19 protein-coding genes and 1 tRNA gene are annotated in these 18,399 nt (G+C 69.3%); 13 read left to right on the plus strand and 7 right to left on the minus strand.

The features are described 5' to 3' along the window. Nucleotides 1-61 precede the first annotated feature (61 nt). Entirely contained in the window at nucleotides 62-763 is a 702-nt protein-coding gene (gene phoU / locus ACWCRD_RS07850; protein WP_450965056.1) for a phosphate signaling complex protein PhoU, read from the minus strand. Between the two features lie 248 nt (nucleotides 764-1,011). Between phoU and ACWCRD_RS07855 the strand changes: the two genes are divergently transcribed. Beyond that, on the plus strand, nucleotides 1,012-2,280 hold the full coding sequence (locus ACWCRD_RS07855; RefSeq protein WP_450965057.1) for a sensor histidine kinase: 1,269 nt from the start codon (nucleotides 1,012-1,014) through the stop codon (nucleotides 2,278-2,280). Further along, nucleotides 2,277-2,957 (plus strand): response regulator transcription factor, encoded by a 681-nt coding sequence (locus tag ACWCRD_RS07860; RefSeq protein ID WP_015659563.1) that lies wholly within the window; start codon nucleotides 2,277-2,279, stop codon nucleotides 2,955-2,957. The genes ACWCRD_RS07855 and ACWCRD_RS07860 overlap by 4 nt, the downstream gene beginning before the upstream one ends. A 76-nt stretch (nucleotides 2,958-3,033) precedes the next feature. On the opposite strand, the gene ACWCRD_RS07865 is transcribed toward ACWCRD_RS07860, so the two are convergent. Continuing rightward, nucleotides 3,034-3,699: a DUF461 domain-containing protein gene (locus ACWCRD_RS07865; RefSeq protein ID WP_450965058.1), complete on the minus strand. Its 666-nt coding sequence runs from the start codon at nucleotides 3,697-3,699 to the stop codon at nucleotides 3,034-3,036. A 613-nt stretch (nucleotides 3,700-4,312) separates the two neighbouring features. Between ACWCRD_RS07865 and ACWCRD_RS07870 the strand changes: the two genes are divergently transcribed. From ACWCRD_RS07870 to ACWCRD_RS07895, 6 genes are all read left to right on the plus strand, one after another. Next, nucleotides 4,313-4,795 carry a CarD family transcriptional regulator gene (locus ACWCRD_RS07870; RefSeq protein WP_003953493.1) on the plus strand — a complete coding sequence of 161 codons (483 nt, stop codon included), beginning with the start codon at nucleotides 4,313-4,315 and terminating at the stop codon, nucleotides 4,793-4,795. A gap of 276 nt (nucleotides 4,796-5,071) precedes the next feature. Then, nucleotides 5,072-5,824: a 2-C-methyl-D-erythritol 4-phosphate cytidylyltransferase gene (gene ispD, locus ACWCRD_RS07875; RefSeq protein ID WP_450760443.1), complete on the plus strand. Its 753-nt coding sequence runs from the start codon at nucleotides 5,072-5,074 to the stop codon at nucleotides 5,822-5,824. After that, on the plus strand, nucleotides 5,814-6,320 hold the full coding sequence (ispF, locus tag ACWCRD_RS07880; protein WP_450965059.1) for a 2-C-methyl-D-erythritol 2,4-cyclodiphosphate synthase: 507 nt from the start codon (nucleotides 5,814-5,816) through the stop codon (nucleotides 6,318-6,320). The genes ispD and ispF overlap by 11 nt, the downstream gene beginning before the upstream one ends. A 70-nt stretch (nucleotides 6,321-6,390) precedes the next feature. Next, nucleotides 6,391-7,788 (plus strand): cysteine--tRNA ligase, encoded by a 1,398-nt coding sequence (cysS, locus tag ACWCRD_RS07885; RefSeq protein WP_450965060.1) that lies wholly within the window; start codon nucleotides 6,391-6,393, stop codon nucleotides 7,786-7,788. Nucleotides 7,789-7,896: 108 nt separating this feature from the next. Then, nucleotides 7,897-8,838 carry a 23S rRNA (guanosine(2251)-2'-O)-methyltransferase RlmB gene (gene rlmB / locus ACWCRD_RS07890; RefSeq protein ID WP_450965061.1) on the plus strand — a complete coding sequence of 314 codons (942 nt, stop codon included), beginning with the start codon at nucleotides 7,897-7,899 and terminating at the stop codon, nucleotides 8,836-8,838. 134 nt (nucleotides 8,839-8,972) lie between these two features. Next, nucleotides 8,973-10,643, plus strand: a complete 1,671-nt coding sequence (locus ACWCRD_RS07895) for a DoxX family membrane protein (RefSeq protein ID WP_450965062.1) — start codon at nucleotides 8,973-8,975, stop codon at nucleotides 10,641-10,643. Nucleotides 10,644-10,804: 161 nt separating this feature from the next. Here ACWCRD_RS07895 and ACWCRD_RS07900 read toward each other — a convergent pair whose 3' ends face one another. The 3 genes from ACWCRD_RS07900 to ACWCRD_RS07910 form a co-directional block, all read right to left on the minus strand. Next, nucleotides 10,805-11,536, minus strand: coding sequence for a nucleotidyltransferase family protein (locus ACWCRD_RS07900; RefSeq protein WP_450965063.1), 732 nt, complete (start codon nucleotides 11,534-11,536; stop codon nucleotides 10,805-10,807). Nucleotides 11,537-11,654: 118 nt separating this feature from the next. Beyond that, nucleotides 11,655-12,110, minus strand: coding sequence for a hypothetical protein (locus tag ACWCRD_RS07905; protein ID WP_344399556.1), 456 nt, complete (start codon nucleotides 12,108-12,110; stop codon nucleotides 11,655-11,657). Nucleotides 12,111-12,346: 236 nt separating this feature from the next. Beyond that, nucleotides 12,347-13,483, minus strand: coding sequence for an ABC transporter ATP-binding protein (locus tag ACWCRD_RS07910; protein WP_450965064.1), 1,137 nt, complete (start codon nucleotides 13,481-13,483; stop codon nucleotides 12,347-12,349). A 216-nt stretch (nucleotides 13,484-13,699) separates the two neighbouring features. Between ACWCRD_RS07910 and ACWCRD_RS07915 the strand changes: the two genes are divergently transcribed. Next, nucleotides 13,700-13,773: transfer RNA gene (locus tag ACWCRD_RS07915), tRNA-Thr, on the plus strand. A gap of 46 nt (nucleotides 13,774-13,819) precedes the next feature. Here ACWCRD_RS07915 and ACWCRD_RS07920 read toward each other — a convergent pair. Further along, nucleotides 13,820-15,244, minus strand: coding sequence for a condensation domain-containing protein (locus ACWCRD_RS07920; protein WP_450965065.1), 1,425 nt, complete (start codon nucleotides 15,242-15,244; stop codon nucleotides 13,820-13,822). Nucleotides 15,245-15,665: 421 nt separating this feature from the next. Here ACWCRD_RS07920 and ACWCRD_RS07925 point away from each other — a divergent pair, with 421 nt between their 5' ends. The 4 genes from ACWCRD_RS07925 to ACWCRD_RS07940 all read left to right on the plus strand — a co-directional run bounded on the left by ACWCRD_RS07925 (nucleotide 15,666) and on the right by ACWCRD_RS07940 (nucleotide 17,827). Beyond that, a complete protein-coding gene (locus ACWCRD_RS07925; RefSeq protein WP_450965066.1) occupies nucleotides 15,666-15,929 on the plus strand; it encodes a hypothetical protein in 264 nt (87 codons plus the stop codon). Between the two features lie 216 nt (nucleotides 15,930-16,145). Further along, nucleotides 16,146-16,499, plus strand: coding sequence for a hypothetical protein (locus ACWCRD_RS07930; protein WP_450965067.1), 354 nt, complete (start codon nucleotides 16,146-16,148; stop codon nucleotides 16,497-16,499). A 371-nt stretch (nucleotides 16,500-16,870) separates the two neighbouring features. After that, on the plus strand, nucleotides 16,871-17,296 hold the full coding sequence (locus ACWCRD_RS07935) for a hypothetical protein (protein WP_450965068.1): 426 nt from the start codon (nucleotides 16,871-16,873) through the stop codon (nucleotides 17,294-17,296). A 123-nt stretch (nucleotides 17,297-17,419) separates the two neighbouring features. Beyond that, nucleotides 17,420-17,827 carry a hypothetical protein gene (locus tag ACWCRD_RS07940; RefSeq protein WP_450965069.1) on the plus strand — a complete coding sequence of 136 codons (408 nt, stop codon included), beginning with the start codon at nucleotides 17,420-17,422 and terminating at the stop codon, nucleotides 17,825-17,827. Between the two features lie 136 nt (nucleotides 17,828-17,963). Here the strand turns inward: ACWCRD_RS07940 and ACWCRD_RS07945 are convergent, their stop codons facing one another. Beyond that, the gene (locus tag ACWCRD_RS07945) at nucleotides 17,964-18,269 is read right to left on the minus strand and encodes a hypothetical protein (protein WP_450965070.1); all 306 of its coding nucleotides are present in this window, start codon (nucleotides 18,267-18,269) and stop codon (nucleotides 17,964-17,966) included. Nucleotides 18,270-18,399: the final 130 nt, after the last annotated feature.

Consider the following 18,399-nt stretch of genomic DNA (forward strand, 5'->3'; position numbering starts at 1 on the left):
GCGCACTGTGGCGTCCACACGCCCTGCAGTCGGCGTTCACGCCCCCCGGGATCCCTCGGCTCTACGCCCCGTCGCCCCCGCCCACCGGCTGGATCTCCGGCTGGACGTCGGCCTGCAGCTCGTCCGCGTGCTCACCCGTCACCAGGAACACCACGCGCTTGGCGACCGACACCGCGTGGTCGGCGAACCGCTCGTAGTAGCGGCCGAGGAGGGTGACGTCCACCGCCGTCTCGATGCCGTGCTGCCAGCGGTCGTCCAGCAGGTGCTGGAAGAGGGTGCGGTGCAGCAGGTCCATCTCGTCGTCGTCCTGCTCCAGCTGGAGCGCCAGGTCGACGTCCTTGGTGATGATCACCTCGGCCGCCTTGGCCATCAGGCGCTGCGCGAGCTGGCCCATCTCCAGGATGGTCGCGTGCAGGTCGTGCGGGATCGCACGCTCCGGGAAGCGGAGGCGGGCGAGCTTCGCGACATGCTGCGCCAGGTCGCCCGAACGCTCCAGGTCGGCCGACATGCGGAGCGAGGTGACGACGATACGGAGATCCGTGGCCACCGGCTGCTGACGGGCCAGCAGGGCTATGGCCCGGGCCTCGAGGTCGTGCTGGAGCTGGTCGACCTTCTTGTCGGCCTCGATCACGTTCTCGGCCAGCTTGAGGTCGGAGTCGAGGATGGCGGTCGTGGCGCGCCCGATCGCCGACCCGACCAGCCGGGCCATCTCCACCAGACCGTCGCCGATCGAATCCAGTTCCTCGTGGTACGCGTCCCGCATCAGGGATCCCTCTCTTACGTGTCCTTCGGGGCTGCCGGGGGCAGGGGCTCGTGCGTCCGTCGGCCGAAAACCGGCAGTTCAAAAACGGCGCTTCGCACCCCACGCTCCCACGTTCCGGCCCGCACGCGTCCGTTTCCGTCATCCCAAATGAACCATCACTGGCTCCAAGGTGAACTCTGGGCGACGAGTGTTCGAGCTCGCACCTCGACGGCTGTGGTGATGTCGTACCCCATGCCTAACCTGTTTGCATGGACGTGAACGCGGCGGTCGCCGCAGCGGCAGCGATCGCCGGGGTGCTCACCGGCGTGATCGCCATGCTGGCGTTCCGCTGGAGCGAGCGGGAGCAGAAACGCCCCACCCGCACCTCCCTGCACACGGACCCGGTGCTTCCGCCGGGTGTGGACACCGTCCTGTCCGTGCTCCGTTCCTCGGCCGTCGTCCTCGACGAGGCCGACGCGGTCGTCAAGGCCAGCTCCGCGGCGTACGCCCTGGGCCTGGTCCGCGGTGGCAGGCTCTCCGTGGAACCGATGCTGCAGATGGCCCGGGACACCCGGCGGGACGGGGAGATACGCCAGGTCGAGCTGGACCTGCCACGGCGGGGCACAGGGCGGGGCGGCGACGCGCTCGCCGTCTCCGCGCGCGTGGCCCCGCTCGGCTCCCGGCTGGTGCTCCTGCTGGTCGAGGACCTCACCGAGGCCCGCCGCATCGAGGCGGTACGACGCGACTTCGTCGCCAATGTGAGCCACGAGCTGAAGACTCCCGTCGGCGCTCTCTCCCTCCTCTCCGAGGCCGTCATGGACGCCTCGGACGACCCGGAGGCGGTGGAGCGCTTCGCCGGCCGGATGCAGATCGAGGCCACCCGGCTCACCAGCCTGGTGCAGGAACTCATCGACCTGTCCCGGGTGCAGAACGACGACCCCCTCGAGGACGCCGAACCCGTCCGCGTGGACGAACTGGTCGCCGAGGCCATCGACCGCTGCCGCCACCAGGCCGGCGCCAAGCAGATCACCATGGCCGCCGGCGGCACCGCCGACCTGCACGTCTGGGGCAACAGGGGTCAGCTGGCCGCCGCCCTGGGCAACCTTGTCGAGAACGCCGTCAACTACTCGCCCGCCCGCACCCGCGTGGGCATAGCAGCCCGCCGGGTGACCGCGCCCGGCGGTGACCACATCGAGGTCGCCGTGACCGACCAGGGCATCGGCATCTCCGACAAGGACAAGGAGCGCATCTTCGAGCGCTTCTACCGCGTGGACCCCGCCCGCTCCCGTGCCACCGGCGGCACGGGGCTGGGACTCGCGATCGTCAAGCACGTGGCCGCCTCGCACGGCGGGGAGGTCACGGTGTGGAGCTCCGAGGGTCAGGGCTCCACGTTCACCCTGAGGCTGCCGGAGGCGGGTGCTGCCCGCGACCGCGCGCAGCACCACCCCGACCCGGACGATCTCGACGACGAGGCCGACCGAAACACCCCCCAGTCATCCCCGTACGAACCGCTTCCTGCCCCGGAGGTCCTTCCGTGACCCGAGTGCTTGTCGTCGAGGACGAGGAGTCCTTCTCCGACGCCCTGTCGTACATGCTCCGCAAGGAGGGCTTCGAGGTCGCAGTGGCGACCACGGGCCCCGACGGACTCGACGAGTTCGAGCGCAACGGCGCCGACCTCGTCCTCCTCGACCTGATGCTGCCCGGGCTGCCGGGCACCGAGGTGTGCCGTCAGCTGCGCGGCCGCTCCAACGTCCCCGTCATCATGGTGACCGCCAAGGACAGCGAGATCGACAAGGTGGTCGGCCTGGAGATAGGAGCCGATGACTATGTCACCAAGCCGTTCTCCTCGCGTGAGCTGGTCGCCCGCATCCGGGCCGTCCTGCGGCGCCGCGGCGAGCCCGAGGAGGTCACCCCGGCCGCCCTGGAGGCCGGCCCGGTCCGCATGGACGTGGACCGCCATGTGGTCACGGTCTCGGGCTCCAAGGTCGACCTGCCCCTCAAGGAGTTCGACCTGCTGGAGATGCTCCTGCGCAACGCCGGCCGGGTCCTGACCCGCATGCAGCTCATCGACCGCGTCTGGGGTGCCGACTACGTCGGCGACACCAAGACCCTCGACGTCCACGTCAAACGCCTGCGCGCCAAGATCGAGCCGGACCCCGGGGCGCCGAGGTACCTGGTGACGGTGCGTGGCCTGGGTTACAAGTTCGAGCCGTAGGCCGACCATCGGGCCTTACGGCGAAGGGCGGGACCTCCTGGTGAGGTCCCGCCCTTCGTCGTACTCGTACGCGTGCTCAGTGCCTGGCGGCCGGCTTCGACGGCGAGACGCTCGCGGAGGCCGCGTCGGTCGGGGTGGCCGACGTGGACGGCTTCGAGGCGGACGGGTTCGGGGACGCCGTCGTGCTCTTGCTCGGCGAGGGGCTGGTGCTCGGCACGCCCGTCGGGACCTCGCTCGGCCCCCACTTCTTGAAGTAGCTGTCGGACGGCACCACGAACGCCCGCAGGCTCACCGCGCCGGTCTGGCTGAAGGTGAAGGTGATCTGCTGCGCGTTGCCGTCCTGGACGGCCTCGCGGCTGCTGGGCAGGGAGGCCGAGGCGTTGCCCTGGCCGCCGATCACGAGGGAACCGTGGGCCGGGACGGTCAGCGGACCCTTGCCCTTGGCGGGCTTGAGCTCGGCGCTCTTGCCGGTCCCGGGCAGTGTGATCGAGTCCAGCGTCTCCGGGGTGTCCCCATTGTTGAAGAGGGTCGCGGCGATCGCGGCGGGACCCGTCGACTGCAGGTCGGGCTGCGTGATGATCAGGACGTTCTGGACCTTCAGTTTCCCGACCTTGGCCGCCGCGTTGTCCGGCTTGACCTGCAGCGTCTGGGCGTCGCCGCCCGCGCCGCACGCGGCGAGCGAGGCGATCGAGAACGCGATGGCGGCGGCGGCGAGGGCACCGCGTCGAAGGCTGCTGCTCACGGCGGCGGCAACTCCTTGACTCGAGCGTGGCGACCCGTAAAGCCGCCCTAAGTGTCTGTCAGCGGCCTTAGGTTACCGAGCCGCCCCCGAGTCGCCGCACCCGACCCTCCCTGTGGCCCCGGCATGGCTCACCAGCGAGTAGTCCACAGGGGGTAGGCCACGCCCGTCCGGCATTCGCATAAGTCCCCCGGCATACCCCGTCCGACGGGGCGCAAAATTTCCGTGAAGGAATGCGCAGCCACCCCCGGAATTGATCACCACACGGAACAAGCCACAGAACAACAGGCCACGCAGTCGGGTGCCCGTGATCAATTCCGGAATCGACGCGGAAGCGACTCCTGACACCGAACGGAGTAGCGGAAGTCGCACACTTGGAACCGGACATATGCGGATGTTCCTCCCCTTGGAGGGACCTCCGGATGTGTGTAACGTACGCGTTTCTCCTCCCCCGGAGAGCCGCTCCCACCTGCGAATACCTTCTTCCGCGGGGCCCGCGCAGCACGTTCCTGTTGCTGTTGTCAAGCCCCGAGATATGCCCTGACCTGCGAAAACGCCATTCAGAACCCGCGGTTTCCGTGTTACCCTGGATAGCCACGGAAGGGGTACCTGTCACATGACGTTCAAGGTTGGCGACACCGTGGTCTATCCCCATCACGGGGCCGCGCTGATCGAGGCCATCGAAACTCGCCAGATCAAAGGCGTGGACAAGACCTACTTGGTGCTGAAGGTCGCCCAGGGTGACCTGACGGTACGTGTGCCAGCGGACAATGCGGAGTTCGTCGGCGTACGTGATGTGGTCGGTCAGGACGGGCTGGACCGGGTCTTCGAGGTGCTGCGCGCGCCGTATGCCGAGGAGCCCACGAACTGGTCCCGTCGTTACAAGGCAAACCTGGAGAAGCTCGCCTCCGGCGATGTCATCAAGGTCGCGGAAGTAGTGCGTGACCTGTGGCGTCGTGAGCGCGAGCGCGGACTGTCCGCCGGCGAGAAGCGGATGCTCGCCAAGGCCCGCCAGATCCTGGTGAGCGAACTCGCCCTCGCGGAGAACACGAACGAGGACAAGGCCGAGGCTCTGCTCGACGAGGTTCTCGCGTCCTGAACCTGACAGCAGGCGCAAGCCCGCTTCAGCACTCAGTACATTGAAATGCCGCGGTGCCCGATGACGTATTTCATGTCGCCGGGCGCTGCGGCATGTTCATACCCAGGCGCCTTGCGTACATCGTCACAGTCGGGGAGGTTCCCCCGCGATACTTGGCGTGCCGGGCCCGGGCAGCTGGCTCGACCGGTGTCACGGAAGGGTCCGGTCAAGGCGTCGCGCCCGGCACTTCCCAGGCCATACCCACGCAAGGCCAGCACACAAACCTGACAGGAACCGATGTCTGACGATTCGCGCCCTTCGCCCGCCGGAACCCGTACGGCAGCGGTGATTCCGGCCGCCGGACGGGGTGTACGCCTCGGTCCGGGCGCCCCCAAGGCGCTCCGCGCGCTGGGCGGCACGCCCATGCTCATCCATGCCGTGCGGGCCATGGCCGCGTCCCGCGCGGTCTCCCTGGTCGTCGTCGTGGCGCCGCCCGACGGCGCGCCCGAGGTCAAGTCGCTTCTCGACGCCCATGCGCTGCCCGAGCGGACCGACTTCCTCGTCGTCCCGGGCGGCGACTCGCGCCAGGAGTCCGTGAAACTCGGCCTCGACGCCCTGCCGCCCGGCTACGACATCGTGCTGGTGCACGACGCGGCACGGCCGCTGGTCCCGGTGGACACGGTGGACGCCGTGATCGAGGCCGTCCGGGAAGGTGCGCCGGCCGTCGTGCCCGCGCTGCCCCTCGCCGACACCGTCAAGGAGGTCGAACCGGCGGCGGCACCGGGCGAGCCGGAGCCGGTGGTGGCCACCCCGGAGCGCTCCCGCCTGCGCGCCGTGCAGACCCCCCAGGGCTTCGAACGGGCCACGCTCGTCCACGCCCACGAGACCGTGACCGGCGACGTCACCGACGACGCCGGCATGATCGAGCAGCTGGGCCTGCAGGTCGTGGCCGTACCCGGCCACGAGGAGGCCTTCAAGGTCACGCGCCCGCTGGACCTGGTCCTGGCGGAGGCGGTCCTGGCCCGCCGGAGGCTGAACGATGGCTTCTGACTCCTTCGACGGGCCGCTGCCCCAGGTCGGCATCGGCACCGACATCCACGCCTTCGAGGAGGGCCGCGAGCTGTGGTGCGCGGGCCTGAAGTGGGAGGGCGAGGGCCCCGGTCTGGCCGGCCACTCCGACGCGGACGTCGTCGCACACGCCGCGTGCAACGCGCTCTTCTCCGCCGCCGGCCTCGGCGACCTGGGACAGCACTTCGGCACCGGCCGCCCCGAGTGGTCGGGCGCCTCCGGCGTCACCCTCCTCACGGAGGCCGCCCGCATCGTCCGCGAGGCGGGCTTCCGCATCGGCAACGTCGCCGTTCAGGTGGTCGGCCCCCGCCCGAAGATCGGCAAGCGCCGCGACGAGGCGCAGAAGCTGCTGTCCGAGGCGGCCGGAGCACCGGTGTCGGTATCGGGCGCCACGACGGACGGGCTCGGTTTCCCCGGCCGCGAAGAGGGCCTGATGGCGATCGCGACGGCACTGGTGGTGCGGGCCGGACGGGGGTGAACGTCACGAAACCGTCCCCCTTGAGCGGAAGGGGCGCAAGGCACTGCCCCGCGCCCACTACCCTGGAGTGGTGACCATTCGCCTGTACGACACCAACGCCCGGCAGATCCGTGACTTCGCCCCGCTCACACCGGGTTGTGTCTCGATCTACCTCTGTGGTGCCACCGTGCAGGCGGCCCCGCACATCGGGCACATCCGGTCGGGCCTCAACTTCGACATCATGCGCCGCTGGTTCGAATACCGCGGCTATGACGTGACGTTCATCAGGAACGTCACGGACATCGACGACAAGATCATCGCGAAGGCGGCCGAGCAGAACCGCCCCTGGTGGTCGATCGGTTACGAGAACGAGCGCGCGTTCAACGACGGTTACACCGCGCTCGGCTGCCTCCCGCCGACGTACGAACCGCGGGCGACCGGCCATGTCACCGAGATGGTCGAGATGATGCAGGGCCTCATCGAGCGCGGACACGCCTACGAGGTGGACGGCAACGTCTACTTCGACGTGCGCTCCTTCCCGGGCTACCTGGAGCTGTCGCGGCAGGAACTCGACAACCTCCAGCAGCCCTCGGGCACCGGCGAGACCGGCAAGCGCGACCCGCGCGACTTCGCCATGTGGAAGTCGGCCAAGCCGGGCGAGCCGACCTGGGCGACGCCTTGGGGCCGGGGCCGTCCCGGCTGGCACCTGGAGTGCTCGGCCATGGCGCACAAGTACCTGGGCACCGCCTTCGACATCCACGGCGGCGGACTCGACCTGATCTTCCCGCACCACGAGAACGAGATCGCCCAGGCCAAGGCCTTCGGCGACGACTTCGCGCAGTACTGGGTGCACAACGCCTGGGTGACCATGGCGGGCGACAAGATGTCGAAGTCGCTGGGCAACAGCGTCCTCGTCTCCGAGATGGTCAAGACCTGGCGCCCGATCGTGCTGCGCTACTACCTCGGCACCCCGCACTACCGCTCGATGATCGAGTACAGCGAGGAGTCGCTGCGCGAGGCCGAGTCGGCGTTCGCGCGCATCGAGGGCTTCATCCAGCGCGTGGTGGAGAAGGCCGGTCCCGTCGAGCCGTCCGCCGAGGTGCCGCCCGCCTTCGCCGAGGCGATGGACGACGACCTGGGCGTGCCGCAGGCCCTGGCGATCGTGCACACCACGGTCCGGCAGGGGAACTCCGCCCTCGCCGCCGACGACAAGGAAGCCGCCGTGGCCCGCCTCGCCGAGGTGCGCGCCATGCTCGGCGTCCTCGGGCTCGACCCGCTCGACGAGCACTGGGCCGGCGAGGCCGACCGCGGTGACGATCTGCACGGCGTGGTCGACAGCCTCGTACGCCTGGTCCTCGACCAGCGCGAGGCGGCCCGCGGCCGCAAGGACTGGGCCACCGCGGACGCCATCCGTGACCAGCTGGGCCAGTCGGGTCTCGCCATCGAGGACGGCCCGCAGGGTCCCCGCTGGAGCCTCGGCCCCCGCTGAGCGCGCAGCTGATCAGAAGATCGATTGTGCCGCCCGGCCGTCCGGGCGGCACACTTCATAGACGTACGAACGCACACTTCCCCCTTATTGAGAGCAGACAGGTAGGTCATGGCAGCCAACAACCGCCGCATGTCCGGCAAGAAGGGCGCGCAGGTCGGCAGTGGCGGCCAGCGGCGCAAGGGCCTGGAGGGCAAGGGCCCGACCCCGCCCGCCGAGATGCGCAAGGGGCACAAGAAGAACCGCATCGCGACCGCCAAGGCAAAGCAGACGCAGCGCCGTCCCGTGCCGCGCGGCCGCGGCGGCAAGTCGTCGTCCGAACTGGTCGTGGGCCGCAACCCGGTGGTCGAGGCGCTGCGCGAGGGCGTGCCCGCCTCCACGCTCTACGTCCAGCAGTTCATCGACAACGACGAGCGTGTCCGCGAGGCCCTCCAACTGGCCGCCGAGCGCGGCGGGATCAACCTCATGGAGGCCCCCCGCCCCGAGCTCGACCGCATGACCAACGGCCTCAACCACCAGGGGCTCGTCCTCCAGGTCCCGCCGTACGAGTACGCCCACCCCGAGGACCTGGCGAGCGCCGCCTACGACGAGGGCGAGGACCCGCTGATCGTCGCCCTCGACGGCGTGACCGACCCGCGCAACCTGGGTGCCGTCGTCCGTTCCGTCTCCGCCTTCGGCGGCCACGGCGTGGTCGTCCCCGAGCGGCGCGCGGCCGGTATGACGGCCGGCGCCTGGAAGACGTCCGCCGGCACCGCCGCCCGTACGCCCGTCGCCCGCGCCACCAACCTGACGCGCGCCCTGGAGGCGTACAAGAAGCAGGGCATCGCGGTCGTCGGCCTCGCCGCCGACGGTGAGCACGAGATCGGTGAACTGGAGGCCCTGCATGGCCCGGTCGTGATCGTGGTCGGCAGCGAGGGCAAGGGCCTGTCCCGGCTCGTCGGCGAGACCTGCGACTTCCGGGTGCGGATTCCGATGCCGGGCGGCGCCGAGTCGCTGAACGCGGGCGTGGCGGCCGGGATCGTGCTGTACGAGGCGGCTCGGCGGCGGGTCTGACGGGAGTCGCCGGCTGAACACGCGTTCGCGCCATCACTCGTGCGGGTCAATCTGGGCGTCCCGGACAACGTTGACGCGATCCGGACACATCCGGCGGGTCAAAGCAGTGTCCTAACGACACGTCACTCGGTTAGATGAGTGTGGACACCAGAACACCCCGCACGCCCCCGGGGGACGGCCCGTCGGGATTCGATGACGCTCCCGCGCTGAGCATGGTGAAGGTGCCGAGCGATCCGGCGCAGGTCATCGTCAATCATGCGAGCTTCCGTGTGCAGCTCGGCGCCTCGGCCCGCACCCGATCGCCGCGGATCGCACGGCACTTGACCGCCACCCAGGACGCCACCCGCACGCCCGCCGCCGGTACCGCCGCGAGCCGAGCGGGCGCGGGCGCCCGCCGTCGGCCGGTCGTCTGGAGCGGCAGGTCGGCCCCCGACGACACCGGCGCGCACCGCCTGCTCCAGGCCGTGCGCGGCGGCAGCGTCCGGCACGGCGACGACCAGTCCGTCGACGCGGGAGCCACCCAGGTCATCCCGCGCGTGGAGGTCGGCGGCTACGACGAGGCCTACGACGAGCTGGAACAGACCGTAGAGACCCCGATCGTCGGCGCCCAGCGCGGCCGCCCCGCGGGCGACGTCGTCGGCACCCGCCTCCTGCCCGGCATGCGCACCGCCGGCAGCGGTTACGACGAGGAACAGGCCTACGGCGGCCGGCAGTTCGAGGACTTCGACGACCGCGAGGACTTCGACGACCCCGAGGGGTTCGACGACTCCGACGAGTTCGGCGAATTCGACGAGGAGGACGCCGACCGGCCCGCCAGGCGCCAGGCCGTCGACCCGGCACGGCACGCCTACTACCCGGGCCGCCGGATGAACCTCGGCGTCGTCCTGCTGCCCCTGCGCATCTTCCTCGGCTTCATCTCCATCTACGCCGGCATGGGCAAGCTGTGCGACCCCGTCTACTTCGACGGCGGCAAGCGCGGCTCCATGGTCAAGTGGCTGAACACCCTGCACCCGTGGGAGGTCGCCGAGCCGCTGCGGCAGTTCGCCCTGCAGCACCCCGTCGGCTCCGGCCTGGTCATCGCCTTCGCACAGGTCGTCGTCGGCGTGCTCACGGTGCTGGGCTGCTGGCAGCGGGTCGCCGCCGTCTTCGGCGCACTGCTGTCGGCCGCGCTGATCGTCACCGTCAGCTGGAAGACCGTTCCCGCCTACGACGCCCCCGACATCATCTACCTCGCCGCCTGGTCCCCGCTGATCATCGCCGGCGCCCCCGTCTACTCCGTCGACGGCCGCCTCGCCGGCAGCGCCTGGCGGCGTCTGGGACCCGCCTCCGACATCTGGGACCTGCGCGCCTACGTCCTGCGCCGCGGCGCCCTCATCACGGCGATCGTGACCGGCCTGACCCTGCTCGTGGGCTCACTGCTCGGCGGTGCGGTCCGCGACGCCGACCGTGTCATCGTCCCCGGTCCCGGCGAGGCCCCGCGCAACGAACTGCCGGGATCCCCGCTCCCGCAGGAGCCGCACAAGCGGCACAGCCAGTCGCCCTCGGCCTCGAAGACGCCGAGCCACGGCGCCACCGCCGGTTCCACGCCCTCCGGCGCGGCGACCACACCGGGCGCCACCGCGACCGGCGGCGCCCCCAGCCAGACCCAGGGCACCGCGGGCCGCACCCCGCGCCAGCACTCCTCACCGTCCGGCGGCGCCCCCAGCACCAGCTCCGGCCCCACCTCCGGCGGCGGAGAAGGCGGCACGAGTTCCGGAGGCTCCTCCTCCGGCGAGCCAGGCCTGGTGGGCGGCCTACTGGGCTGAACCAGGCCGACGGCTACCGGGTCCATACGAAAAGGTCCCGCACAAAAACGTGCGGGACCTTTTCGACATGCGGTGCTGTAGCGCCCCGAAGGGGCGCGGGGAACTGCGCGATCAACCCCCACCGACCCGGCAGCCGAAAAACAACCGCACCCCCCGAGCTCTCACCGCCCCAGAGCGGCCAGCTCCTTCGCCGCCTCGGTCAGGTCCTTGGCCGTGTCGATGGCGCGCCAGTACGCCCCCTGCGGGATCGTGAACCCGGCCAGCCGCCGCTCACGAGCCAGATGGGGAAACGTCGTACGCTCGTGATCCCCCCGCTCCGGAAGCAGATCAGCGAACTCGGAAGAGAAGACGTACACACCCGCGTTGATCTCGAACGTCGACGGCGGCGCCTCGATGAAGTCCGTGATGTGCCCGAAGCCGTCCGTCTTCACCGCGCCCCACGGGATGCGCGGCCGGGCCAGGGCCAGCGTCGCGACCGCGTCGCGCTCCGTGTGGAAGTCGGCCATGTCCCGCAGCGAGAACCGGGTCCAGATGTCGCCGTTGGTGGCGTACCAGGGCTGGTCAGGGTGCGGGAGATGGGCGGCGGCGTACTTCAGCCCGCCGCCCCGTCCGAGCGGCTCCGTCTCGACGACCGTCGTCACCTTCACCGGCAGGTCGGCGGAGTTCAGCCAGTCCTGCAGCACCTCGGCGAGATGGCCGCAGCTGACCACCACGTCCGTCACGCCCTCCTCGGCCAGCCAGACAAGCTGATGGCCGATGATCGGAGTCCCCGTACCGGGGATCTCGACCATCGGCTTGGGCCGGTCGTCGGTGTACGGACGCAGCCGTGAGCCCTGGCCACCTGCCAGGACGACGGCTTGAACGGGGCGGGACGCGGCGCTCGGATGGGTCATGACCGAACTGTACGGTGCGTCCCGCCCACGCCCGGAGCCTGCCGCCGTTCCTTAATCAGCCGTTACCCTCCTCCGAACCGTCCATAGGGTCCACGGCGGAGGAGGGACGGGTCCCGGCTCAGCTGAGCGCGGCGGCGACGCCCGAGGCGAAGGACGTGTCGCAGACCGGGCGGGCGTACGACTGGGCGCGTGTGGGGCCGTACATGCGGACCGCGGCGCGGCCCAGGGACCGGGCGATGGACACGCAGTGCTTTGCGAGCGACGGGCGCTCGTTCACGGCCTGCTGCAGGTGCGTGAGGACCGTGCCCGGGTCCTCCTCCTGGAGCTCGCCCAGGAGCTTGTCGCGCAGCACGTCCTCGGGGGCGCGGTGGGCGGCCTTGGCGTCCGAGGTGATGTCGGACGCGTCGGAGGCGGTGAGCACCGAGTCCGAGGGGTTTCCCGTCCAGTTGACTCGGGTGACCGCGAGGGTCCCGGAAAGCACCAGGACGACGGGCAGGACAAGGGCGAGCGTGCGGCCGATCCGGCGGGCGGGGCCCCGGCCGCGTCGCGTCTGTTGGTTAGTGGAGTGCTTCACGCGAGTGAGAGTAGCGCCAGGTGATGATTTGGCGACATTTAGTAATCAATTCGGGGGACGAAAAGCCGCTTCGGATCGGGCGTGAAGTTGACGCACGGTGCTCGAAATGACCGATGTGCCGGGGTAAATATCGACAACGAGAGGGGCCCCGCAGGGGTCTGCGGGGCCCATCTTCGTCAACCTGGGTGAATTACCCGGGATGGGTGTTTCGGAAGTTGCCGGTCGGCCGAGTGGCCTCAGTCGGTGAGACGCTCACCCGTGGAGGTCGAGAACACGTGGGTCTCGCCCGGGCGGGGCACCACGTGCAGGGTCGAGCCCTTCTCCGGCACCCGGCGGCCCTCGACACGCACGACCAGGTCCTTGGTCTCGCCGCCGACCTCGGCGGTGCCGTAGACGTAGCCGTCGGCGCCGAGCTCCTCGACGACGTTCACGGAGACCGCGAGACCGGCCGGCTTGTCCTCGGTGTCCTTCGACAGGGTGGCGGCGACGCCGCCACCCTCCTCGACGATGTCGAAGTGCTCGGGACGGACACCGACGGTGACGGTGCGGTCGCCCTTGTCGGAGGCGGCCTTCAGGGCGTCACGGTTGACCGGGACGACGCTGTTGCCGAACTTCACGCCGCCGTCGGTGATCGGGACCTCGACCAGGTTCATGGCGGGGGAGCCGATGAAGCCGGCGACGAAGAGGTTGGCGGGCTTGTCGTACATGTTGCGCGGCGAGTCGACCTGCTGGAGCAGACCGTCCTTGAGCACGGCCACGCGGTCGCCCATCGTCATGGCCTCGACCTGGTCGTGGGTGACGTAGACGGTGGTGATGCCGAGACGGCGCTGCAGCGACGCGATCTGCGTACGGGTGGACACACGGAGCTTGGCGTCCAGGTTGGACAGCGGCTCGTCCATGAGGAAGACCTGCGGCTCACGGACGATGGCGCGGCCCATCGCGACACGCTGACGCTGACCACCGGAGAGGGCCTTCGGCTTGCGGTCCAGGTACTCGGTGAGGTCGAGGATCTTCGCGGCCTCTTCGACCTTCTTGCGGATCTCTGCCTTGTTGACGCCGGCGATCTTGAGCGCGAAGCCCATGTTGTCGGCGACGGTCATGTGCGGGTACAGCGCGTAGTTCTGGAACACCATGGCGATGTCCCGGTCCTTCGGCGGCAGGTGCGTGACGTCGCGGTCACCGATGCGGATGGCGCCGGCGTTCACGTCCTCGAGCCCCGCGAGCATGCGGAGCGAGGTGGACTTGCCGCAGCCGGACGGACCGACGAGGACGAGGAACTCGCCGTCCCCGACTTCGATCTCCAGACCGTCGACGGCGGGCTTCTCGGTGCCCGGGTAGATCCGGGTCGCCTTGTCGAACGTAACAGTGGCCATGGTGATGGGCCCCCTTCTACCGGCAGGAACGTGCCGGACGATCCGTTGTAGGAAGGTGGTGGTGTAGTCCACGAGGGTGAACTGGCTCAGGACGCTACCTGGCGTTCGCCTGATCTGTCAGTACCCCCGGGCCTGTGAACTTCGCGGAAATTTTCGACAGGGGCCGGCCGGGACCTGGGTACACTGCACGGGCACGCACGCGAAGCTTGCGTGCAGGCCTCCTTAGCTCAGCTGGTCAGAGCGCCGCTCTTGTAAAGCGAAGGTCGTCGGTTCGAATCCGACAGGGGGCTCGGTGAACAGGGGCGGTCCCATGCGGGGCCGCCCCTGTTCGTGCGTTCACCCGGCAAGGTCGTGCGGTGCGAGTTCGCTGGCGCGCTGCTCGCCGGCCACGGTGAGGATGACGTCCCGCAGCCGCTCGACGTACAGCCGCATGTTCTTGTACGCGATGTCGGTGTCGGGGTAGCGGCAGGTGAACCACAGCCCCTCGTGCAGCCGGTTCAGCCAGATGCACACCTGGTCGCCGTAGGACACCCGCACCAGTCCGTAGGCCGCCAGCTCGTCCCAGCGCTCGGCCCCGGGGATGCCTCGTGCGTCGACGAACGAGACGATCGAGTACAGGTCGGGCGAGGTCGGCCGGAAGTCCTCGCCGAGCAGCCGCAGTACGCGGGCGAGCGGCATGCGCGCCAGCGACCTGTTGGCCTGCAGTTCGGCGCGCACGGCGGTCAGCGCGGTGGGGAAATCGGGTGCCTCGTCGATGGCGACCTCGATCGGGGCGCCGCCGACGTACCAGCCCACGGAGTTGGACCACTTGGACTTCACCCGGGTGTGGAAGGGCACGACGGCGCGGTAGACGGGCTGTTTGCCGATCTCGTGGACGATGAGGCTGGTGGCGGCCAGGACGCCGACGAGGCTGCCGCCGAAGGGCCGGCAGTACGACTCGAACGCCGCGGCGGCGTCCGCGTCGACGAGCATCTCGCGCATCAGCTTCTGCCTGGGCAGGTCACCGCCGGGCTCGACGCCCAGGTCGACGGGGAAGTTGGGCAGCTTGCCGTTGCACCGCCGGATGAAGTCCCGCCAGCGGCCGACGATGGCGTGGGTGCCGTCGATCCGGTCCGCGTCCGCGCGCTCGATCTCGCAGAAGTCGACGTAGCTGCCGACCGGTGACTCCTCCACGGGGCGTCCCTCGGCGGCCGCCGTGTAGAGCTCGTTGATCTCGGCGGGCATGCGCTGGATGGAGTAGGAGTCGACATTGCTGTGGTCGAAGGCGATGTACAGGCTCGCGCCGTCGTCCCTGACGACCGCCGCGTAGAGGAAGTTGGGCCAGCTCAGCGCGCTCGCGGAGGAATCGAAGCGGTCCTGGAGGTGCTGGACGAGCCGCGTCGCGTCGGGGAAGTCGCCGATGTCCTCCCGGTGGAGGGACACGTCCTCGGTGGCGAGCGTGAAACGGCGCATCTCGTCGCCGTCCCAGCGGAATCCGCTGCGCAGCGTCTCGTGCCGGAGCGTCCAGCTGCGCAGTGCGTCCTGCAGGGCGTCGAGGTCGATCCTGCCCGGGATGTCGAATGCCGTACCGACCCAGGTCGGCACGAACAGGCCGTCCTCGTGCACCGATCGGGCGGTCCTGATGTGCGACTCCTGGACGTACGCCGGCGGCCGGGGGTCCTCCGGAAGGGCCGCCGCCACGGTGACGGTCGCCGGACTGAGCGCCCACTCGACGAGCCGTCCTGGCCGGACTTCGCAGCGCTGGATGTCGGTGATTCGCACGGGCGTCTCCTGTCGAAGTTGGAGCCCGAATCGGGCGGACCCGATCAAGGGAATGCCGCGACCGCGAAAGGAGATACCCGGAACATGGGGTGTTCCCACTTTTGAGTGGATTGAGTGATCGGCGGATGTGCGCCAATCGGTCTGCGGGACACCGCTATTCACTCGTCCGGGCATTTCAACATACGAACAAGTCGCGCTCGAGAAACCGGAGTTCATCCCGGCCGGGGGCGAGTGGCCCCCATTCTCGTACGGGGAGAATACGCGCTCCTTCGAACGGACTTTGCGTAAGCCGGAGTTGCCGCGCGTCGAGTGGACACGGGATATCCGGCAGTGTGGAATACCTAGTTGTTACTGCTAGTGTTCGTCCAGTCACAGTAGGCAATCTGCCTCGACATCCAGGCAATGAAGGACCGAGGGTTTCATGCGCAAGCTTCAACAGGCCATGATCGCAGCAGCAGTGGCGGCTGGCGGTCTCTCCGTCATCGGTGCCGGCGCCGGCACCGCCTACGCCCACGGCCACGGCCACGTTCGCGACACCAAGCCGAAGGTGACGGAGCACTACCGGCCGTACCAGGAGTGCAGTCCGCAGACCGTGGCCGACGGCGACCTCCCGATCGGCGTGCTCGGTCTCTCCGAGACCTTCGACACCACCTGCGGTCAGTTCAACAACGCCTTCACTTCGTAATCGTGCGCGACGCTTTCCGCGAGCCCCTCGGGGTCACCCCCCGCAGGGGCCCGTTCACGTGTGGCCGCCCGGAGCGCGAGGCCGCGCCGGTGGCCCGCATGCGTTCGTGATGGCACTGGAAGTTCCTTCGGCAGGTCAGCCCTTCACTTCGTAGGCGAAACGGGCCGGTCCGCGGCGCACGGCGCCCGGGTGCCCCTCACAAAGGAAACGGATCACATGCTCAGTAGGAAGAAGATCGCGGCCGTCTCGGGGCTTCTGTGCGGCCTCGCCGTGACCTGCACCGGAGCCACTCAGGCGTATGCGGCGGCGGGCCCGGGAGCCTGCACGGTGAGCGCGTCGGGCGACGTCACGTGTGTCCAGCGGTTCGCGGGCAAGACGTCCGACGGTGAGGACTTCATCGTCCGCCGGGCCAACACCTGCACCCCGCAGACGCCCATGGAGCTGCCCGTCATCCCCCTGCTGAACAGCGGGAGCACCAAGATCGGCCCCGAGGTGACCTGTTCCCCCAACGCTGCTGGGGTCGACGACAAGGACACCCCCTCGGAACTGCCCGGTGGCCTGCTGGGCTGAGGCCCGCACTTCCAAGCGGCGGACGGCCGGACCGGGGCGACCCGGACCGGCCGTCCGCTTTTTCTGTGCCGTTTTATCTCTGCCCGCGGCAGATGGGTGACTGCCGCTTCCCGCCCGTGACTTGGGCCGGGGGAATCGTCGTTTTACGGGAGAGCGCCGAGTGCGCGACCGAACCGCATCATCAACTGCCCGTCCTGCAACATCCCTTTCCCTCTCCGAGTCCGCGGCCGAGCGGGCGGAAGGCTGCTTTGGCATAAGCCGACACGGTGCACAGAAGGGCCCAAGATCCCAAATGACTACGTTTCGTGTGTATATGCTCACATTAAGTAGTCGAGCCAGGGCTTCCCGCCCAGCTAGGAAAGGGTCTAATCATGCGCAAGTTTCAGCGCGCCGCGGCAGTGATTGCAGCGGTCGCGGGGCTCTCCGCCCTCGGGGCCGGCGTCAGCAGCGCCACCGACGGCTGGGGCGGCGGGGCCACCGCGGTGGCTTCCTCGCAGGCCAACGCTGTGGCCTACGGCGGCGGCGGGGGATGGGCTCCGCACGACGCCCCGCAGGCGGCTCCGTATGCTGCCCCGCAGGCCGCTCCGTACTTCGCGCCGATGAACGTCAACTTCGCGCCGCCGGCCGCGCCGCAGGCCGCCCCGATGGCCGCACCTCAGCCCGCGCCCCAGTACTTCGTGCCCCAGTACGTCGCCCCCCAGTACATTGCCGCGCCGCAGTACGCGCCTCAGTACGCCGCCCCCCAGGCGGCGCCGCAGTACGCGCCGCAGTACGCCACCCCGTACGGCTCCAGGTAAAGAAGCCCCTGGCGCAACGACCTGAACAAAACCCTCAACGGCAAAGGCAGCCCGGACGCGCAGTGAACCCATCAGGGTGCGCGTCCGGGCTGTACCGATATATCGATCAAAGGAACACAGCGCATGTTCAGTCGGCAGAAAATCGCAACCGTCTCGGGAATCCTCGGAAGTCTCGCCGTGATCTGTGTCGGGGCCGTGCACGCGCAGGCGGACGAGAACCCGCGTGACTGCAAGACCAACGCGGCAGGGGAAACCGTCTGCGTGCACAAGAGCGAGAGCATCCACAAGGGCAAGCACGGCACCTTCGTCGTCAAGCAGTCGCAGAGCTGCTCGACGATCTCGCGCCCGCGACTGGTGCTGCCCGAGGACGGCATGCTCAACAACGGGTCGACGCATGTCGGGCCGGTGGTGGACTGCACCAACAAGGCCCCGACGCCCAAGGGGTTCAAGCGGCCCCACATCAGGGCGTTCCATGTCACGGCGCCTCATGTCACGGCGCCCCGTGTCACGACCCCGCACTTCGATTTCTGAGGTGCGATCGACGAGTGCCGGACCGGGGCGACTCCCGATCCGGCATTTCGGCATTCCGGCCCTGTGAAAGCCCGGGTGCCCCGGCCGACCGGCCGGGGCACCGAGGACTGTTCTGACTTTCCGGCTTACTTGCCGGCTACTTGCCGACGCTGTTGTTGCAGCCCATGTCCGAGCCCAGGTGGGTGTCCTGGGCGCCCGGGTTGCCCTCGCCGTTCAGCAGGTTGCCCGCGACGCCGTTGAGGATGCCGACCTGGCCGAGGACGTCGACGTTGGCGTCGTGCGAACGGCAGGTGGTGCTCTGCAGAATGTTGACGCCACCGCCGCGATGGCCGCCTTCGCCCGAGCCGAAGCCGCCCTGATCGGCGTGGGCGGCGCCGGCGCTCAGGAGTCCGACGCTGCTGAGGGCAGCGACCAGGACGGCAGCCTTGCGAAGCTTGTGCATGACATCTCCGGTGGAGTGAAGTGGATGCGATCCGTGACGGATCGACTTCGTGCAGTTACGGAGGCTAATAAGAAATACCCGTAAAAGACTGTGCGGCGCGCCGAATTCGGGATGATCCTCACTGCCCTGG

This window comes from Streptomyces sp. NPDC002092, from assembly GCF_053593775.1.